The organism is Baaleninema sp., from assembly GCF_049974805.1.
Classification (GTDB): Bacteria; Cyanobacteriota; Cyanobacteriia; order Cyanobacteriales; family Geitlerinemataceae; genus Baaleninema.
Genome location: NZ_JBNGCO010000056.1, coordinates 1 through 18,792, shown reverse-complemented (window position 1 = coordinate 18,792; position 18,792 = coordinate 1). Strand labels below are relative to the sequence as shown.

Below are 18,792 nucleotides of genomic sequence, written 5' to 3'. Positions count from 1 at the left end.
TAAATCTTCTGTAAACAAGACGAGGTTTCTGTGCGGTTTTTGGCGCTTTTTTTAAACAGCTTGAAACGCGATTTGAAGGATTACAACCAGTTTCCCACTAAAACAAAGGGCGCCCAGAAGAAAGGATGGTCGTATTCCGGTTGAGATAAAAGCGACAGTTGAGCTTGTCGCAAGGCTTCGGCTTTGTTGGTTCCGGGACGGGAAAGTTGTCGGTAAAATTCCACCATTAAATTGGCCGTTGATCGATCACGCACGCTCCAGAGGGTGGCCACGGTCGATCGCGCCCCGCTTTCGATGGCCAGTCCCGCCAGTCCCAACACGGCGCGGTCGTCCCCCCGAGCCGTCTGACAGGCACTCAACACCAACAGTTCTAACGCACCGGATCGGGTTTCGTCACGACGCTGCAAAATCGACCCCAGTTCGCTGACGCGAAGTTTGCCGTCCCAGGTCACGATGAAGGTGTCTTCGGCGTCGGAACTGAACTGACCGTGAGTGGCCAGGTGTAAAACGGGGTTGGAGGCGCGGGCGAGGGCGGCGCGGGTGGCCTCGGTGGTAAATTGTTGGTTGAGCTGGATTTGCGAGGGAATTTCCGAGGCGATGCGGGCGATTTCTGATTCGACTTCTGGCAGCGGCTCGAACCCCTGTCGTGCTTCGCTCAACCCGGCGATAACCGCTTGCAGTTGGCTGTTATCTAAGGGACGAGGTTCGAGAAGTTGCAACCCCGGCGAGAGGACGAGGCTGTACTCTTCAACGAGATATCGATCGCCGTCGTAAAGGACGGACATGGGCAGGTTTCGTAACGGACCGTCGAGGACGAACACCAGGGTTTCGATGTCGGCGTTTTGCAGGTCGGCTTCGGCGGGACGCACCAGCCAGTCGTAGAGTTGGCGGTACAGGGCTAGTCGTTGGTTGCGGGGAAAGGACAGGCTCAAGGACTGGCGCACCCGCTGTAAGGTTTGTTCTAAGGTGTCGCGATCGACCTCGGCCCGGTAGTTTTTCAGGGGTTGTCCCGGCAGGGAGAGGATGATTTCGAGGCGATCGGGCAGAATAATCGGGTAAATGGCAGCGGCGCGATCGTCGACGGTATCGAGTTGGGTGGGACTGGCTTCGAGACAGGATTCGCGGAAAAAGTTTTCCAGTTCTGCCAGTTGTAAGGCTTCGATGGTTTGTCGGGCCTGTTGCAGTTGGTCTTGGGTGGGATTGTCCGCCAGTAGCAAACTCACGAGTTCTCGATACACCGGTTCGACGCGATCGCGGAACGACAGTCGGACTTCTGGGTTGATGGCCACGAGGTCGCGACTGAGGATTTGCAGTTCGGTGACGGCTTCGCTATAGGCGGCGATGGCGTTTTCGGTGTCCCCCTGTTGTCGGTACAACCGCCCCAGTTGGGCTTGCCATTGGGCGGTCACGTCCGGGGCGTTTAAGGGGGCGGCGGTTTGCAGGGCTTCTTCGGTCAGTGCGAGGGCGGCTTCGAATTGCTGTTGGGTTTCGTAGAGACGGCCCAACTGTCCCAGGACGTAGGTTTCGGCCCGGCGGTCTCCTAAACGGCGCGATCGCTCTAGGGCGTCGGCTAACTGTTCCGCTAATTGGGGGGCGTTGACGGGATAGCGATCGTCGAGGCGCAAGCGGGTTTCGACGAAGTTCACCACGGCGTAAATGGCGGGACGCGAAAGCGGTAAGTTCGATAATTGGGATTCGATCTCCGATAGCAAAATGTCGGCCTCTTCAAAGGCTTTGAGATCGATGGCGGTGCTGGCTTGGGCGAGGCGAGCCGTGACGGTTACTGTGGACTGAGTACTGGCTGCGGCGGCTTGTTGGTAGAAGTTCCGGGCGGCGTCGAGATCTCCCAAGGCGCGGGTGGTGTCGCCCAAGGCTTGCAGGACGATGCTTTTTTGGGAAGGGTCGGCGGTTCCATGGACGATGGCTAAAGCCCGTTCGAGAACGCTGCGGGATTGTTTCAGGTCGCCGACGACTTGCAGGGCTACCCCCAGGTCGGTGAGGGCGGACACTTTGAGACGATCGTCGGGATAGGCGTCCAGGCGCTCGGTGACAGCCTCGAGAAGGGTTTGAGACCGACGGTACAAGCCCAGTCCTTGCAGGGCGATCGCTTGGTTCGTTAAAGCCCCCAGTTCGCCGAATTCGTCGCCGAGGGCGGCGTAGCGATCGCCAGCTCGTTGCCAGGAATCCAGAGCCGCTTGGGTCTGGCCTCGGGCCAGTTGCAACCGTCCTAATGCCAGACTGGCTTGGGCTTCGATGGCGGTGCGACCGCTGGAGGCGGGGAGTTGGGCGATCTCGGCCAAGGCGCGATCGAGGACTTGGGCGGCGTCGCGGTGTTGTCCGAGTTCGTACAAGGTTAGGGCGCGATAGGTGCGACTTCCGGCTTCGGCTAAGCGATCGCCCATCTCGCCAAAGGCGTCGGCGGCCGCTTGAAATTGCCGTTCGGCCGCTGGAAACTGTCCGGCGTCGTACAGGCGTCGCCCTTCGGCTTCCAAGGCTACTGGATCGAGGCGTTGGCTGTGACGTTGGACGAGTTCGGCGGTAGGGGTGGGGATGGCGAGGACGTGGGACAGGCTGCTACATCCCCAGAGGCTCAGGAGAAACAAAATTGAACTGACGACTCGAGTTGTCCAGCGGTTTCGCCGACGGCCGAAGAATGTTTTTATGGGGAAAATGGCAAGTTTCACGGTCAGGAGAAATTGGAGGCGAATGTGAGTCGATATACCATAAAAAGAGACTAATATTGAGGAAAATCGAACTGCTATTGATTCTAGGCGAAAATCGAAACGATGATTTGGAACTCGATAAACCTCTGGTTCGGAGTTTGGAAACTTTGGGGAACTCTTCACTATCCTTCGAGGGTTACGCACTCGTCGGTCAAAAAAACGATTTTTCGTTCCCACTTTCGAGCTTAAATAACGGAATTGTGTTTGAAGCCGGGTTTCTGCGTCAGTCCTAAAATGATAAGAAACGATAAGAAACGATAAGAAACGCTCGGGACAGAAGAGAAGACCTTCGTCTGTCGGGAAAGCCATGAACCGGAAGCACCGGAGGCGGATGGGTCTAACCCCTTTCTATCCACAACTTTAGCCGAAAGATCGGCTTCGAGACAGGAACGATGCTCCTACCAACAGGTTTCGGGCGTATCTCGAGGGTTTCCCCCTCGCTTCGCGGTTTCGACCAATTCCACTTGGCCGTCAGAGGCGACTCTCCATCCTGTGGCTTCTCGTAAGGGGAAGGATGGCGCATTCGACGACTGTAGGAGGGAGCGATCGATCTCTTCTTCGGTTCCCGAAATTGGCTGTGGTTCCCACAAGGGCGAAGGGATACGAATGAGTTGACAAACTCCCTGCGAATCACGCGACGGGGATTCTGGGGTCAAACAGTAAATGCAGGCTGAGCCTGACTGACTTTACCTCGCCCACAGGTTGATGCCCCAACCTGTTTGATATTGATGGCGGCGTTTTCGTCACGGTCGTTTTCCGACCCACAAGACGGGCAGCGCCACCGTCTCACGCTCAAATCCAACTCGTCTAAAACATACCCACAGCCCGAGCAGGTCTTACTGGATGGAAACCAACGGTCGATGTAGGCAACGACTTTTCCTTTCTTTTGAGCGACCCATTCCAAGATTTGCAGGAACGACCGAAATCCTAAGTCAGAGACTTTGCGTCCCCAGAGTCGCTGCATGGCTTTTAGGTTCAACGTCTCGAAATAGAGAACGTCAAACCGATCGGTCAGCCAGTGAGCTAGTTTCCAGAACCAGTCCTCTCGCCGATGAACAATGTCCTCGTGGCGACGAACTAGGTTCTTCCGAGCGCGTTCTCGGTTGTGCGACCCTTTCTGTTTGCGGGACAGTTCTCGGTTGGCTTTTTGAATCTCACGGAGAGATTGCTTAAAAAACAACGGGGCATCAATACTAAAGCCCTCGGAGGTCGTGAGAAACGTTTTCAGTCCGAAGTCAAAGCCAGCGCTTTTACCCGTCTCGACTTTGACAGTCGGCTCCGAAGGAGCGTCTACCGTGACGAACATAAACATCTCTCCCAATGGAGTCCGTTTAACTGTCACCGTTTTGATTTTCTCCTCAATTTCTCTGGACTTCCAGAACTGATACACTCGACCGCAGATCTTCACCCGGTTTTCACCGAGAAACTTGTAGTTGTTCTGTTTGAGAGTAAACGATTTGTACTTTTTGACTTTTTTAAACCCAGGAGGACGAACCCCTTTGTCTCTGTGCTTAAAAAACAACTGATACGCTTTTTCGATACGCTGGCAGATGTCTTGCACTGCTTGAGCGTCAACGGTTTTCCAGGAAGGATTACGTTTTCTGAGCTTAGCAATATGCTTCTGGAGCTTGGAGCAGTTCAAGTGTTTGCCCCACATCCGATAGTACCGACGATGCAACGCAATACAGTGGTTGTAAATCGTTCCCGAGGCATTAACGATGCACTTCAGGTGACGATTTCGCTTGTGGTTGTACAGCTTGAACTTGAGCGTCTTCATGCTACAGCATTGATCAGTCAAGTGAGGTACAGTAACAGCAATGAGTAAACCACCCCTTGATGTCATCCAAAGAAACCTGATTAAATGCCTCTTTAATGGCTTTGTCTAAGTCTGGATAAGTTCTGGCTTCCAGGGATCGCAGTATCGCTTTAATCTTTGAAAAGCAATTTTCAATCGGAGATAAATCTGGGGAATAGGGGGGTAAATATATCAGTGTTGCACCTGCATTTTGAATTAAGGATTTAATCGCTTTTCCCAAATGGATAGAGCAGTTATCAAGAATAACACAGGCTCCAGACCAAAGATAGGGCACTAATTTACGAGCGATAAAGGCTTCAAAAGTTAGGCCGTCAACGGCACCGAGAAGACTCACTTGAGCTAAAACCCCCTCTAATCCAAGAGCACTAACGATAGTGCTACGCACCGCTTACGCGAACGAGAGGTTTTTACCCCGTGATTGAGGCTTTTTGCCCTGGGCTCTTTGACCTTTAGGAGAACGTGCATATAAGCGAGTCAGAGCCAAATTAACCCCGGATTCATCAATAAAGATTAGGTCTTTAGCCAGAAATCCTTGGAGCAGTTGCCAAAACTCGACTCGCTTCTTCTGGACTCGTTCAGTTTCTTTCTCATCAGCGTGGAACGTCTTTTTTTTACCGCGATCTCCAACTTTTTGAGCATTCGATCGACGGTCGTACAACTAATGTGAACTCCCGTTTTATTTTCTAAGAGGGTTTGGAGTTCTGCTAAAGTAGCATCGTTGTTCTCTTCGACGAGTTGTTGAAGAACAGCCAGTTGCTCGGAATTCAATTTCGTGGGTGTTTGTTGGCTACGCTTTTTGGGAGCCAACGAACCCGTTTCTCGGTACTGCTTTAAGAGTTTTTCGATAAAGCTTTTAGCCACGCAAAACCGCTTGGCTAGATGCCGTTGTGAAATGGGTTCACTTTCGTAGACATCAATGATTTTCTGGCGGAAATCTAGAGAATAGGGTTTCAACGACGTTAGCCTCTCGCAAATTAAAAGTTTCATCCTAAGTGTACCTCACCAGCATGGGAAACGCTATATTATAATAGCCTATTGAGGTAGCCAGTGGGTAGCCAGTCCCATGAAATTAAGATTAAGTGTCAGGATTGAGGCAGGACGACTTGAGAAGCTGAGACGGGTTGCCAAGCAGAAGCGCAAAACGATGACTCAACTAATCGAAGATTGGATAGACAGGATTAAGGAAGCTGACGGCGGCTAAAGCCGCACGAGTCGCTTTTCCACCCCGCGCTAAAGCAGCAGGGCTATCAAGCTCCCGACCTATTCACGTATTGAGCGTTAAGGTTCCCGCCCCTCCGGTTCCCTGGCTGGTTACGGTGATGTTGGCACTGTCGCCCACGACAATTTCATCGGCCTCCACTCGCAAGTCTCCGGCGGTTCCGGTGGCGATTAGGTTGGGAAAATCTTCTTGTCCGGAGGAGGCTGCCAGACGAGTCGGGAGTTCTACGGCGATTCCTTGTCGGTTGGCGATTCCGGTTCCCGACAGTTCTAGGCGACGGGTTTCGATGTCGATACTGCCCCCGACTCCGCCCCCGAAGGTCGCAGCTTCGACGGACGCTCCCTCGCGAAGGTTCAGTTCGTCTGCGGTGATGGAGATGTTCCCCGCTCGGGAGTCGCTGAAGGTCGTGGTGGTAATGCCGCTGCTAAACTGTCCGTTGGCGGAACTGCCGGAAATGACGATCGACTCGGCGTCGATGTCGATATTGCCCCCGACTCCGCCGAGGAAGACGATGAGGCGATCGCTCCCTAAGAGTTGGCCGCTTTGGGCGTTGATTTGTGCGCCTCCGGCGAGGGACAGATGGGGGGTGCGAACGTTGATGTTTCCCCCTTTTCCCGCGCCGGAAATCGTCTGTGTAAAGAGTCCTGATGGTAAGACGACGTTGAGGGGCGTATCGATGGCTTCGATGGCTTCGGAGGCAATCAGGTCGATATTCCCGCCGTTGCCGTCTCCTAGGACGATGGCGTTGATGATGCCGCTGTTGGTTAAGCGCAGGGTTTGCGTCTCCAGCCTCAGATTTCCGGCGTTCCCGGTCGTTCCTTGTATGGCTCCGGTGGAAATAAAGGATCGATCGACTTCAACGCTGTCGCGAGCGCGGATTTGCAGGTCTCCACTGTTTCCGACCGCTCCAGTTGCGGAAACTAAAATGGCGCCGTTTTGTAAACGCAAGCGATCGCTGTCGATGCGAACGTCCCCGGCATCTCCGGTTCCGTGGGTTATGGCGAGAACGCCGAAGGGTAAGGTTCTCAAATCGATTTTTCCCAGGACGGTCTGACGTTCGAGTTCCAACAGTAGGGGAAATCCTAAACCGATGAGGTGGAGGGTTTGGCTGGCTTGTAGTCGCAAGTCCCCACCCCGTCCGGCTCCGAAGGTGGTGGCGGACAGAAGGACTCCGTCCCGCAGGGTAATACGATCGCCTTCTAGGACGATCGATCGTCCGTCGAGATCCCCCAAGGTCGCCCCCAGGATTTGGCTGTTGTCTCTGATGGTAATATCGCTGCCACGGATGGCGATCGCGCCGCTTCCGAAACCGCTGACGTCGAGGCGGGAGGTTCCTGAGATGTCGATGGTGCCCAAGCGATCGATTCTACGTCCATCAAACTCAATTCCCGTCGGTGTCGATCGAATCTCGAGTCGATCGCGACTGGCCACGCTGGCTAGTTGAATTTCCCCCTGAAATGCCGTTATATCCCCGCTTTCGAGCCGCAGGTCTCCGCCGATTAAGGCCAGAGTACGCCCCGGTAATACGGTCAATCCTCGGGCGGTGGGGAAATTCTCGGGCAAGTTGGGAAGTTCTGAGTTGACGCGCGATCGGTTGACGATGTCACCGGGGGTTTGGCTAAACTGCAACCCCAGGGGAACCTGCACGGTCAGTAACGAGGTCTCGGGTTCGACGGTACTAAATGATTCGCCGTTGGCAAAGTGCAGGCTTTCGGCGGTGCTGGCGAGGAAGGAACCGCCGATGTCGAGACGGGCGTTTTCGCCGAAGACGATGCCGTTGGGGTTGAGGAAAAACAGGTTGGCGGTGCCGTTGGCGGCGAGGGTTCCGTCGAGGCGAGATATGTCGCCGCCGGTGACGCGGCTGAAAATGGTTTGAATTTCGGCGGAATTGTTAAATCGAGCGATCGCATCGGCGGGGACGGAGAATTCCGAAAAGCTGTGAAACAATAATTCGTTAATCTGCGTTCCGGCTTCGATGGAAATGTTGTTTCCCGTTCGCTCGACTTGGGAATTCACGGTTGACATACTCGCCGCCTTAAAAGAGCGGCGATTCTCCAGACCTCACGGTTTGGGATTCCTAGTTCGTTGACAACCCTTACTATCCATCGTTGCCAATGAATACCAGAGGGGTTTATCTCCCTAGGCGTTTTCCCCATTGCAGAGGAGGTTTCGGTATGCCCTACCGTACCTGAGAATCCGCGAAAAAATTGGTTCTCTGTACTTGTTGCTTAGAGCTTTTACCTGCCCGAGCCTTCCCGAACAGAACCCACTAACTCTAGTTTTCAAGGTTCAGTTGCCTCGATTAGAGGCTCGGTTTTTAAACGGGTTGAATACCGCTCCAGTTTCTCCCTTATAGCAGAGTCGCCCTGAAAGGGCGAGGCTTTAGACCCAAAATTTCTGGTAAGGTGCGATCGGGAACGATTTGGGCCGAAACGGGCAATGCGATCGCGCAAGCGGTGGGTAGCACGATCGCCGAGGTTGCGACAATCCAGGTGGGGAGACTATTCACGATGGCGATCGGGTTGGGGGGTCTCAAGGGTCTTGGTGGGCAAGGTTGGGGGGTCAAGGCTGGATTCGGAACGGATGTTGTGGTGCCAGTGGTGGGTCGCTCTTTGACCTGTGCTGAGGCTCGGTTGAAGGCGCTTTCGATCGGCTACAGAACCTCGGTTTTTGAGGAGATTCTGTTATTTTTGGAGCCAGGTCGCGATGAAGCGATGAAGTATTGGCGTTCTCTATGGATCGGTGTCTTGCTCTTGAGGGTTTAACGACCTCTCGGCGGGCAGTCAGACCGATCGAATCCATTGACGGCCGCGGGCGATCGCTCTGGAGACGCGACTAACTCCACGGTATCGCCCTCGAGATGCACCCATCCCGTCGCTTCCGAGAGACTGCGGGATTCGACACTTTCGCTTGGATTGATTTTGACAAAATCAGTGTTTTGTGGTAATAGGCGTGAAAGGGGTTCGGCCGTCAGCGATCGCCAATCCCGCAAGTCGCCCCAACTGGTGGTAGAGCGCAGGTTCTCCGTAGGATTTTCCGGCACGCCGCCCCGTCCCGTCACCACAAAGGTATTGCCTTGGCTGGCGGCACAGCCTCGAGCGATTTGCTGGTTCGGATCGATGGGTTCGGCGGCCAGTTCCACTAACGCCGCATCCGTGTTGACATCCGGGGTTTTCAGTTCCACGATGCCGCTGAAAGCCGGTCCCAATTCCGAGGTGGCGGTAATGTCGCTTTCGGGTGTCTGAGCGTTGCGAAACGCCGTCCCGAAGATGCCTTGAGCCGCGATCGTCACCCGTCCGCCCCGTCCCTGTCGAGCGTTGGCGGTGATGTCGCTGTTGTCGAGGGCAACCAGGGTTTCAGATTCGATCGAAATGTTGCCGCCGTCAGTATTCCCCGCATCGGTAGAAATGGTACTACCGTCCTCTAACTGCAACTGAGGCGCTTGCAAGTTGATATTTCCCCCCGCTCCCGAAACCGTTCTCGCGTCCAAACTCCCGCCCTCGTTGAGGCGCAGCACCTCGGCGTTAATATCGAGAATTCCCGCATCCCCCGATCCGAAACTGTTAACAGAAATACGGGCGCCGTCGCGCACGATCGCCGTTCCAGCGTTGACGCGCAAATCGCCCGCCGCTCCGCTGGCCGTGAGATTGGGGAAATCTTCCCGTCCCGATGACGCCCCCAAACTGCTGGGGAATTCTACGGGCGTCCCTTGACGGTTGGCGATACCCGTTCCCGACAGTTCCAGGCGCTCTGTGGCTGTGACGGTAATACTGCCACCCCGTCCGCGATCGAGTGCCGTGGCTTCGATCGATCCCCCTTCCGTCACCGAAAGCCGCCGGGTCGAAATCGTCACGTTTCCCGCCGGAGAAGGGGTGAAGGTGGTAGTTCCCGGCCCGCTGCCAAACCGCCCGTCCGGGGAAATTCCAATCACGTCGATCGACGCCGTGGCCTCGATATTGACGTTGCCCCCCGGACCGCCGAGAGACACCAAACCCGTCCCCAACAGGGCGCCGCTTTGGTTGCCCGCCTGGGCGCCCCCTTGCATGACCATGCGCTGGGTTCGCACGTCGATGTTACCGCCGCGCCCGCTGCCGAAAATGCTGTTGGCAAACAGTCCCGTCGGTTGGACGGCATTGAACACCGAGTCGAGGAGTTCCACGGATTCCGAGGCGTTGACCTGTAAGTTGCCCCCGGAACCGGCCCCGAAGGTAAAGGTATTGAGACCGCCGCTTCGGTTGATGAGGAGTCGCTGGGTGTTGAGAATAATGCTGCCCGAGTTGCCCGTAGTTCCCTGCAAACTGCCCGTCACGATGAGGGCGCCATCGATATCGACGGACTCGGAGACGTTGAGGGCAATGTCGCCGCCGTTACCGGAAGACCCGGTGGTCGTGGCTAAGACTGCCCCGTTTTGCATCGTCAATTCAGAGGTTTCGAGGGTGATGTTTCCGGCATTTCCGGCCGCGTTCGTCCCCACGATGGTGACGCCTTCGACTGAGGCTAAGTCGAGGGTTCCCAAAACCGCCTGCACTTGAATCAGTTGAAGCGTCTCGAACGCCGTCCCGATGAGGTCGATTCGATCGAGCGCCCGAAGTTCCAGGTCGCCCCCTCGACCGTTCCCGAAGGTAGACGTGGAGAGCAACACCCCATCGCGGACAGTAATGCGATCGCCCTCGATGGAAATCGCTCGTCCGTCGATGTCCCCCAAGGTCGCCGCCACGACGCGGCTGTTATCCCGAATCGCGATATCTCCACCCCGCAGACGAATCGCACCGCCTCCTAAACCGCTGGTGTCGATACTGGCAGTTCCCGACAGGTCGATGCTGCCGAAGTCCTCGACGCCGCTGCTGTCTAAGACGATTCCCGTCGCTGTCGGCACCACCCCCACCCTGTTGGCACCCTCCACGCTCGTCAGATTGACTTCTCCCTGAAACGCCGTCAGCGAACCGCTTTCGAGCCGCAGGTCTCCCCCGATTAACGCCAGGATACGCCCCGGTAACACCGTCAGTCCGGAGGCGTTGGGAAAGCTGTCGGGCAAACCGGGAACGGGGGCGCTGACGGTCGATCGATTCACGATGTCCCCCGGACTTTCCCCGAACTGCAACCCCACGGGAACGTTCACCGTCAGCAAGGGCGCTTCCGGTTCGACGGTACTGAACGAGGTGCCGTTGGCAAAACGCACGCTTTCGGCGGTACTGGCGACGAAAGACCCGCCGATGTCGAGACGGGCGTTTTCTCCGAAGACGATGCCGTTGGGGTTGAGGAAAAACAGGTTCGCGCTTCCGTTAGCCGCTAAAATGCCGTCGATGCGAGAAACGTCGCTTCCGGTGACGCGGCTGAAAATGGTGGCCACGTCCGGAGCGTTGTTAAAGCGGGCGACGGTTTCGACAGGAACGGAGAATTCTGAAAAGCTGTGAAAGAGTAAGTTGTTGATGCGAGTTCCGTCTTCGATCGAAATTTCGCCCCCTGCGTCTACTGCTCTAGAATTGATGGGTAAGCTGCTGTCAGGGACGATTTGGCCCAGGCAAGCGGAAACGTTCACACCCCAAATCCAACTCAAGGTCGAGGCAAAAATTGAGGCGGTAAGGGCGAACGGCCGTCCCCTACGGCGATCGTTGACAACTATCGGAACGACATTCATGTGAAAACAGATGTTGGTTTTAGGATTGAGCGGGGATGAACAACTTGACGACCGATCCCACGATAAACGCTTCGTTTAAGAAACTCCCAGCAATTGTTTGGCTTGGATAGAAAACGTTATCGAAAAAGGAGCAAAACCTTACGGGGTCTGGGGAACGCAATGCGTGACGGCGTTGGACAGCGCCCCGCTTTCTCCAGGGAGAGGCGCGATTAACTGCACGGAATCGTCATCGAGACGTACCCAGGTCGTTGCTTCTATTAACGGAGGGTCTGGCTGGGGACTTTCTCTCGATTTTGTATTGACAGATTGACTATTTTGTGGTACAAAACCGAGTTCGTCTTCCGTTAACTGACGCCAATCCCGCAGGTCGCCCCAGGTGGCAGTATTTCGCAAGGTTTCCGTGGGATTTTCCGGCACGCCGCCCCGTCCCGTAATCACGAAGCGATTGCCCTGACTGGCGGCGCAGCCCCGTGCCACTTGTTGGCTGGGGTCGATGGGATCTTCAGGTAAATCCACGAGTCCGGTTCCCGCGTCGATATCGGGGGTTTGGATGGTTACGGTGCCGTCGATGCCGAACTGCGAACTGGCGGTAATTTGACTGTCTGGGGCGAGAAACAGCCCTTGAGTCGAGATTTGGATGTTGCCCCCCGCCCCTTCAAAGGCGTTGGCGTTAATGCGGCTGCTGTCGAGCAGTGCGACAGCCGAGGCAGACAGGGCGATGTTGCCGCCGTCGCCGCCCCCCGTGGCGGCAGTACCCGCTTGGGTGGTGATTTGGCTGCGATCGACCAACACCAAGGTATCGGACACCTGAAGGTTGACGTTTCCTCCGCGTCCGAGAAGGCTCGTCGCCGTCACCGTTCCCCCCTCTAGCGTAAAACTGCCTCCGCTGAGAATCGCGTCTCCCGCGTCGCCGCTCCCTTCGGAACTGACAGAAATTTCCGCCCCGTTGCGGACCGTCAATCGATCGACCTTCAAGACGATATTTCCCCCCGCACCGTCCCGGTTCGAGGCCCCGATAGCGGTATTGCTGCCGAGATCGACCTCCACCGCGTTAACTTCCAAGTTTCCCGCCGCCCCCGTTCCCCGACCCCGCACGGCAACTTCGCCGCCATCGCGCAAGGTCAAGCGCCCGGTATTGAGCCGCAACACGCCCGCATCTCCAGCACCTCGGGATTCGGAAAACAGGGCGCTGGGTTCGAGGCGACCCAACCCCGAAAACACCGACCCTTCTACGTGAATAGACTCTGTGGCGTTGATAATCAAATTTCCCGCCGCGCCGTCGCCTCCTGTAGCAGCCGACACCCGCGCCCCGTCTCGCAAGCTCAACCGTTGCGTGTCGATTTGCAAAAACCCCGCCCCGGCGGTTCCCGTCTGTCCCAGAACTTCGAGAAGCGACGAGGTGGTAAACACGCCGCTGAGCCAGATGCGATCGACACTCGACCCCGCCAGCTCTATGGATTCTGTGGCGGTAAGGCTGAGGTTGCCCCCCTGGCCGGCACTGGAAGAGGCCGCCGAAACTTGCATTCCGTCGATGGCCTGAAGTTGCCGGGTTTCGATGGTGATATCTCCCGAGGAACCCGGTCCGAGGGTGGTGGTAAAGAGTCCGCCGGGGAGCGGGACGCCGGCCGGGGTCGATCGCAGTTCGATGGTATCGGCTCTGACGCGGAGGTTGCCGCCTTCTCCTTGGCTGCGATCGCTGGGACTGGTACTGACGAAACTCCCCCCCAATACCCGCAGCGATCGCGCCTTGAGGTCGATATGGCCGGCATCGCCCAAACCCGCTGTGCCACTGAGCAACAGAGAACCGTTCGAGAGATAGATCGCCTCGCTGGCCTCCACGGTCAAATCGCCCCCCGGTCCGGCGGTGAGGGTGGCGGTGGTGAGGGTCGAGCCGTTGCGGGCGTTCAATCGATCGACCCTTAACCTCGCGTTGCCAGCGTTCCCCCTTCCCACGCTCAGCACGTACAAGCCATCGCTGAGATCGGTGGGGTCGAACTCTCCTGAAATCAGTTGCGACAGCACTAATCCCGGCTCGGTTCCTGTTAAATCCACCCGGTTGGCGTTGACCGTCAAATCGCCCCCCCCTCCAGTCCCGAAACTGCTACTGGAGATAAAGGCGCGATCGCTCAGTTGCAAGGTTCCCCCATCAAAGGAAATCCCCCGGCCGTCCACTTCGCCGAAGGTATCCGATCGCCAACTCGCCCCCCCTTGCAGCATCGCCGTTTCCCCCCGCACCGAAATCTCGCCGCCGCCGAGGCCGCTGGCGGTGACAGTCGCCCCGTTACCCAGGTCGATCGATCCCAACTCGGAAACACCACTGTAATCGAAGCTTAACCCCGTCGGCGTCAGTCCGAACCGCACCACTCCCGCCCCGCTGACGCTCCCGAGATGGATTTGACCTTGAAACGCCGTGAGGTTGCCCCCGTCGAGGGTGATATCCCCCCCAAACAAACCGAGAAATTGCCCCGGAACCACCCCCAATCCAGCGGTTTCGGGGAGGGGCAACCGGGGATCGAGAGAGGGTAAAGCGTTGGGATTGTTGGCTTGCGATCGATTACTAATCGCGCCGGGATCGCTGCCGAACTGTAACCCCACCGGAACGTTCACCGTCAGCAGGGTTCCCGCTTGAGGATTGGCGGCGCTAAACTGGTTTCCGTCGGCGAAAAGGAGACTGTCGGCGGTGGAGGCGAAGAACGATCCCCCCAGTTGTAAACTGGCGTTTTCGCCGAATTGAATGCCGTTCGGGTTGAGGAGAAACAGACTGGCGGTCCCGTTGGCGGAGAGGATACCGTCGATGTTGGAAATCTCCCCCCCAGTGACGCGGGTAATGATGCGATCGATATTCGCCCCGTTATTAAAAAACGCCTCGCTTCCCGGGGACACCGAAAATCGATCGAAACTGTGAAACAGGTTGTTTCCCACTTCCGTACCGCCGTCGAGGGTGAAGCGGTTGCCCTCCACCGTCACCCGGGAGTTTTCCGGTAAGGTCGTATCGGGGACAATTTGCGTCAAACTAGAACGCGCTGTCACGACACTGGAGGCGATCGCCAGCAGCCCGGAAAAGGGGATAATACGAACCCATCCCCCCGTCCGCCTCAGTAGACGCCCCGGTAGGCTGGAAATTCCGTGGTAAGTTTTCATTTTCGCTCGGCGATGGGAAACGAACGCTGTCGTGGCCGTTCAACGACGGGAACGGACGACCGGAGGGCGATCGCGGGTTCCTTGACTTAAAGCTGTAGCAACCCCTGACGACCCCAACGCCTCCACTTTAGCCGCGATCGAGCCAAATGCCCCGCAACCCCGCACCTCTAGCTCCTTCGCAGTCGTCGCGATAGCTGTCCCCCACGTGCCACGCAGCTTCGGGAGAACAGTCGTGCGCCGCCACAGCCCGATCGAAAATTAAGGGATTGGGTTTCGCCGCCCCCACTCGCGTGGAAATCGTCACCGAGGAGAAAAACGGAGAGAGTTCTAAAGCCTCGAGAACGGCGTAGAGGCGCGAGTCGAAATTCGAGACGATCCCCAATTCCACCCCTTGCTGTTTCCAATACTGAAGCGTGGGGAGTACGTCCGGATACAGGAACCAAGGTTCGGCACTGGCAAAATAAGAAAAGAGGCGATCGAAAAAGCGATCGAAATCGCCAAATCGATCGAACACCCCCACGGTTTCAAAAGTATTCCGAACCACCTCGTACCACCATTGCTGCTCCCGTTCCAGCAAGTCTTCCGGCGCCGTCTCGGGAAACTCCGCCGGAGGTGCAGCCTTAAAACTCTCAAAAAACGCCGTTTCCACCGCCGCCGCCTCGGTTTCCACTTGCGCCTCCCGTCGCGCTACCTCTGCATACACCTCCCCCACGCTCCCGCGAACGCCGAACAAGGTTCCCACTGCATCGAAAAAGATAACTTTTGGCCGTTTCATCCAGAATTTGTAATTGATAATTGGTAGGGTGCGTGACTTGAACGATCGGGTGTGAATCGTGAAACCGAGAACTCCTCACGCACCGCACCGGGGAGATAAGGGGATAGGGAGATGGCGAGAAACCATCGATTATCAATTATCACCCCATCCTCCCATTTTCTCCTCACCTCATCCTCTAAGCAATCAGGCTGCGAAAAGGTTCCACAATCCAATTCAACCCCACCTTTAACTGATGTTCCGGAGTGGGGAGACGGTAGAGATAGGCGAGGCGACGGGCGATGTGCGCCAAGGGTCCTTCGAGGCTGATTCCCAAACCGGAGAGGGTGGCGTTGTCGAGTCCTAACGTCATCATTTCCCCAAGGTTCTGATAGCGCAAAGGTAACAGGGGACGATGTGTCAGCGACGCCCAAACGTTCCAGGCGGCGTAATCTGCTTGTTGGAACGCAGCTTGCGCGGTGGTGGGAATTCGCTGTCCGTTGATGTCGCAAGTGGCGGCGACGTCGCCGAGGGCGAACAGATGGGGATGGTTCGTCACTTGTAGTTTGGCATTGGTGAGGATTTGACCGCGATCGCTCTGCTCGAACGGTAACGATCGCACCACTGGCGCAACCGTCGTCCCCACGGTCCACAACACTAACTCGACGGGAATCTCATCGACTTGTTCGCGATATTTCAGGGAAATCGTATCGGCGGTGACTTCGGTAACTTCGGTTTCTAAATCCAACCAGACACCTCGATCGCGCAAAGCTTGTTGGGCGGCGTTGCGGTTGAATTCGGGAGAGTTTCGTAAAATCGTATCGTGGCGATCGACGATGCGAATCCGGCCGCGATTTCCCAAACGATCGGCCAGTTTACAGGCGATTTCGACGCCGCTGTATCCGCCGCCAACCACCGCCACCCGAATTTTATCCGCGTCGCTGTTTTCCAGTTTTCGCAGGCGTTCCCGCACCCGGTAGGCATCGCTAACAGTACGGAAAGGAATGGCGTGTTCGGCGACGCCAGGAATTCCATTGAGGGGTGTTTCGCCGCCCATCGCCAACACCAGGCGATCGTAAGCCAGGGGTTCGCCCTCGTCGTCGAGGTGGACGTGATGGCGGTCTATATCGATCGATTTCACCGACGCTTGACGAAACTGAATCTCTGTATTCGCCAGCAATTCCACAAACGGCGGCGCAATTTCCCAAGTTTGCAGTTCGTCCGTCACCAACTCGTACAGTAGCGGCGCGAACACAAAGCGATCGTTGCGATCGACTAACGTAATCTCAGGTTTTTCAGCAGGAGTCCAAGGAAGGCGGCTCAGGTTCAAAGCGGTGTAAAGTCCACCGAACCCACCACCGAGAATAACGATACGAGCGGGTCGATCAGTCATGATTTTCGCGATCTAGCAAGGGAGGTTACGAACGTGATACCTTCATTTTTAACGTACTTTGCGGGTTTCAGTCCGTTACGCGCCCCATTGACCGAACCCGATCGATCGCGTTAACCCGTCCTTCAGGTGAAAGCTCATGGCCCTCGTTTTGCGTACCCTCGCCAACACGGTTTTCAAACAACGCCCCATCCAGTCAGGGGATTTACCCGATCGCGAAAAAAGTTCCATTCCCAGCGGACGAGAGTTCGACATCGACAGCTTTTCCCGCGAACGCAACCACATTCGCTTTATCCTCAAAAACGACGCCATTGAAGGCTTCGATACCTGGTACGCCTTCGGGGACCACGTAGAAATCGCCGGAGAAAACAACCAAGGTATCGGAAGCCCCCAAATCTACCCCAAACCCCGCCCTCGCGCCATTCAACTCGATTGTCCCTACCTCTCCCAACTCGACAACTTCGAGAACCCCACCGGCGCCTGTAACGTCACCTCCGTGGCGATGTGTTTGAAATATTTCCGCATTCCCCAACGCACCGGCGCCAGCCAGTTTGAAGACGAACTCTATCGTTACGCCCTCAACAACAATCTCAGCCGTCACAGTCCCTACGACTTAGCTAAAATTGTAAGAGACTACGGCTGTCGCGACGAGTTCCGCACCAATGCCACCATCGACGAAGTAAAAGACTGGCTCGCTGACTTGAACCCGGCGATCGTTCACGGATATTTCACCTCGTTCGGTCATATTATCGTTATCGTAGGATACGACGATCGCGGCTTTTGGGTTCACGACCCCTATGGCGAATGGTTCGCCAGCGGCTACCGCACCGACCTCCCCGGCGCCTATCTCCACTACTCCTATAACTTAATTCGTCAAGTCTGCATTCCCGACGGAAACTTCTGGGTTCATTTCGTGTCCAAATAGGCGCACTTTGACAGCGGTAGGGGTGCGTGACGCGGCCAAAAAATGAGGGCGAATTCGGGGCGAACGCCATTCGCCCCGACTGTGGCGTATTACCGCGTCACGCACTGACTCCCTCCCCATCTCCCCATTTCCCTTGCTCCCCCTCTCCTTATGTTTTCCGCTGATTCGATTCATTCCAACAGTATTTTTGCCAACCTTCCTGCTGAAGCCCGGAATTGGGCGGAAAAACTGCATTGGAACGAACGACGTTATGTTTTATCGTTATGTCATATTCTCTGCGCCGCACCCTCGGAGGCGCAAGCAGAATTTCTCGATGAATATACGGCTGACGGACTGGTTTCTCGCCTTTTAGAAGACCGCGATACCCATCAGAAAGTCAAACGCTATCTCGAACAGTTTCGCATCGAAACAGATCTCACTGAAGCCCTGTTACGGGGCTATATCCGTCAGTTTTACATTCACTGCGCCCAGGATATGCACCGCCAACCGGAACAGTATCTGGAAGTGGCGGTTCGACTGATGGGAAATACCCAGGAAAGCAACAACGCTTTTAATTATACGTTAGGCTTTGAGTTGCTGAAGATGCTGTTTCGGATGAGTTGGATTCAACAGGAACGACTCTATCGTTTGCAGCGCAACCAGGAAGAATTTTTAAATCAATATATTAAGCCGATTCGCTTCGCCCACCAACTCAACGGAATTATCGTTCCTAAAGATAAGAAAAAATTCTTCGCAAAACGGGATTATTACGTCCAAAATCCCGTAATCTCTAAAAAGAAACTCACGGAATTGGTTATGGTAACATTTTCCGCCGACTTCGTAACTAATTTCGGATTTTCCGTGATTCGACATCCCAATTTTTTACAGTTTAATTACGACTATATCTTTCATCCCGAGCAGGAAGATATTTTGGGAAGTCAATAATTTGAATGCTGATTTTTAGGATCGGCTGAGATTCAGGTGTAATTTGTTTTGTAATTTGTTAATCTGAAGACAATCTGAAGACAATTTGAAGAAAAAAATTCAAAGACAAAATCTGGCTAGGATCCTTTGTACCCCTACCTTATCATTTCCAACTCAGAAGACCCGATTTTTATTATTTCTCTCTAATATTGGCTCTCTACTCTTGGGCTTACCCCGAAACCCGATTTCTTCATAAAATTACTTTCGAGAAACCGGGGTTTTAACC

General features: G+C 55.5%; 10 protein-coding genes and 1 pseudogene. 2 read left to right on the top strand and 9 right to left on the bottom strand.

Annotation, left to right across the window (positions count from 1 at the left end; genetic code table 11):
- Positions 1 to 80 precede the first annotated feature (80 nt).
- The 9 genes and pseudogenes from ACP5D4_RS12335 to ACP5D4_RS12295 all read right to left on the bottom strand — a co-directional run bounded on the left by ACP5D4_RS12335 (position 81) and on the right by ACP5D4_RS12295 (position 16,681).
- On the bottom strand, positions 81 to 2,684 hold the full coding sequence (locus ACP5D4_RS12335; protein ID WP_428011922.1) for a CHAT domain-containing protein: 2,604 nt from the start codon (positions 2,682 to 2,684) through the stop codon (positions 81 to 83).
- Between the two features lie 437 nt (positions 2,685 to 3,121).
- Complete coding sequence (locus tag ACP5D4_RS12330; RefSeq protein WP_428011921.1) at positions 3,122 to 3,313, bottom strand: hypothetical protein; 192 nt, start codon at positions 3,311 to 3,313, stop codon at positions 3,122 to 3,124.
- Between the two features lie 62 nt (positions 3,314 to 3,375).
- The gene (locus ACP5D4_RS12325) at positions 3,376 to 4,500 is read right to left on the bottom strand and encodes an RNA-guided endonuclease InsQ/TnpB family protein (protein WP_428011920.1); all 1,125 of its coding nucleotides are present in this window, start codon (positions 4,498 to 4,500) and stop codon (positions 3,376 to 3,378) included.
- A 13-nt stretch (positions 4,501 to 4,513) separates the two neighbouring features.
- Positions 4,514 to 5,493, bottom strand: a pseudogene (locus ACP5D4_RS12320) (IS630 family transposase).
- Positions 5,494 to 5,803: 310 nt separating this feature from the next.
- Positions 5,804 to 7,783, bottom strand: a complete 1,980-nt coding sequence (locus ACP5D4_RS12315) for a filamentous hemagglutinin N-terminal domain-containing protein (protein WP_428011919.1) — start codon at positions 7,781 to 7,783, stop codon at positions 5,804 to 5,806.
- A 736-nt stretch (positions 7,784 to 8,519) separates the two neighbouring features.
- Complete coding sequence (locus tag ACP5D4_RS12310) at positions 8,520 to 11,396, bottom strand: filamentous hemagglutinin N-terminal domain-containing protein (RefSeq protein WP_428011918.1); 2,877 nt, start codon at positions 11,394 to 11,396, stop codon at positions 8,520 to 8,522.
- 138 nt (positions 11,397 to 11,534) lie between these two features.
- The gene (locus ACP5D4_RS12305; protein WP_428011917.1) at positions 11,535 to 14,537 is read right to left on the bottom strand and encodes a filamentous hemagglutinin N-terminal domain-containing protein; all 3,003 of its coding nucleotides are present in this window, start codon (positions 14,535 to 14,537) and stop codon (positions 11,535 to 11,537) included.
- 127 nt (positions 14,538 to 14,664) lie between these two features.
- Positions 14,665 to 15,312 (bottom strand): HAD-IA family hydrolase, encoded by a 648-nt coding sequence (locus ACP5D4_RS12300; protein ID WP_428011916.1) that lies wholly within the window; start codon positions 15,310 to 15,312, stop codon positions 14,665 to 14,667.
- A 175-nt stretch (positions 15,313 to 15,487) separates the two neighbouring features.
- The gene (locus tag ACP5D4_RS12295) at positions 15,488 to 16,681 is read right to left on the bottom strand and encodes an NAD(P)/FAD-dependent oxidoreductase (RefSeq protein ID WP_428011915.1); all 1,194 of its coding nucleotides are present in this window, start codon (positions 16,679 to 16,681) and stop codon (positions 15,488 to 15,490) included.
- A 136-nt stretch (positions 16,682 to 16,817) separates the two neighbouring features.
- Between ACP5D4_RS12295 and ACP5D4_RS12290 the strand changes: the two genes are divergently transcribed.
- A complete protein-coding gene (locus ACP5D4_RS12290; RefSeq protein ID WP_428011914.1) occupies positions 16,818 to 17,603 on the top strand; it encodes a C39 family peptidase in 786 nt (261 codons plus the stop codon).
- Positions 17,604 to 17,753: 150 nt separating this feature from the next.
- The gene (locus tag ACP5D4_RS12285) at positions 17,754 to 18,527 is read left to right on the top strand and encodes a cobyrinic acid a,c-diamide synthase (protein WP_428011913.1); all 774 of its coding nucleotides are present in this window, start codon (positions 17,754 to 17,756) and stop codon (positions 18,525 to 18,527) included.
- The last annotated feature ends 265 nt before the right edge of the window (positions 18,528 to 18,792 follow it).

Bases quoted from the DNA above. Each gene is read 5' to 3' on its own strand.
- ACP5D4_RS12295 (WP_428011915.1), bottom strand. From the start codon at position 16,681: ATGACTGATCGACCCGCTCGTATCGTTATTCTCGGTGGTGGGTTCGGT.
- ACP5D4_RS12305 (WP_428011917.1), bottom strand. From the start codon at position 14,537: ATGAAAACTTACCACGGAATTTCCAGCCTACCGGGGCGTCTACTGAGG.
- ACP5D4_RS12290 (WP_428011914.1), top strand. From the start codon at position 16,818: ATGGCCCTCGTTTTGCGTACCCTCGCCAACACGGTTTTCAAACAACGC.
- ACP5D4_RS12310 (WP_428011918.1), bottom strand. From the start codon at position 11,396: ATGAATGTCGTTCCGATAGTTGTCAACGATCGCCGTAGGGGACGGCCG.
- ACP5D4_RS12285 (WP_428011913.1), top strand. From the start codon at position 17,754: ATGTTTTCCGCTGATTCGATTCATTCCAACAGTATTTTTGCCAACCTT.
- ACP5D4_RS12300 (WP_428011916.1), bottom strand. From the start codon at position 15,312: ATGAAACGGCCAAAAGTTATCTTTTTCGATGCAGTGGGAACCTTGTTC.
- ACP5D4_RS12325 (WP_428011920.1), bottom strand. From the start codon at position 4,500: ATGAAGACGCTCAAGTTCAAGCTGTACAACCACAAGCGAAATCGTCAC.
- ACP5D4_RS12315 (WP_428011919.1), bottom strand. From the start codon at position 7,783: ATGTCAACCGTGAATTCCCAAGTCGAGCGAACGGGAAACAACATTTCC.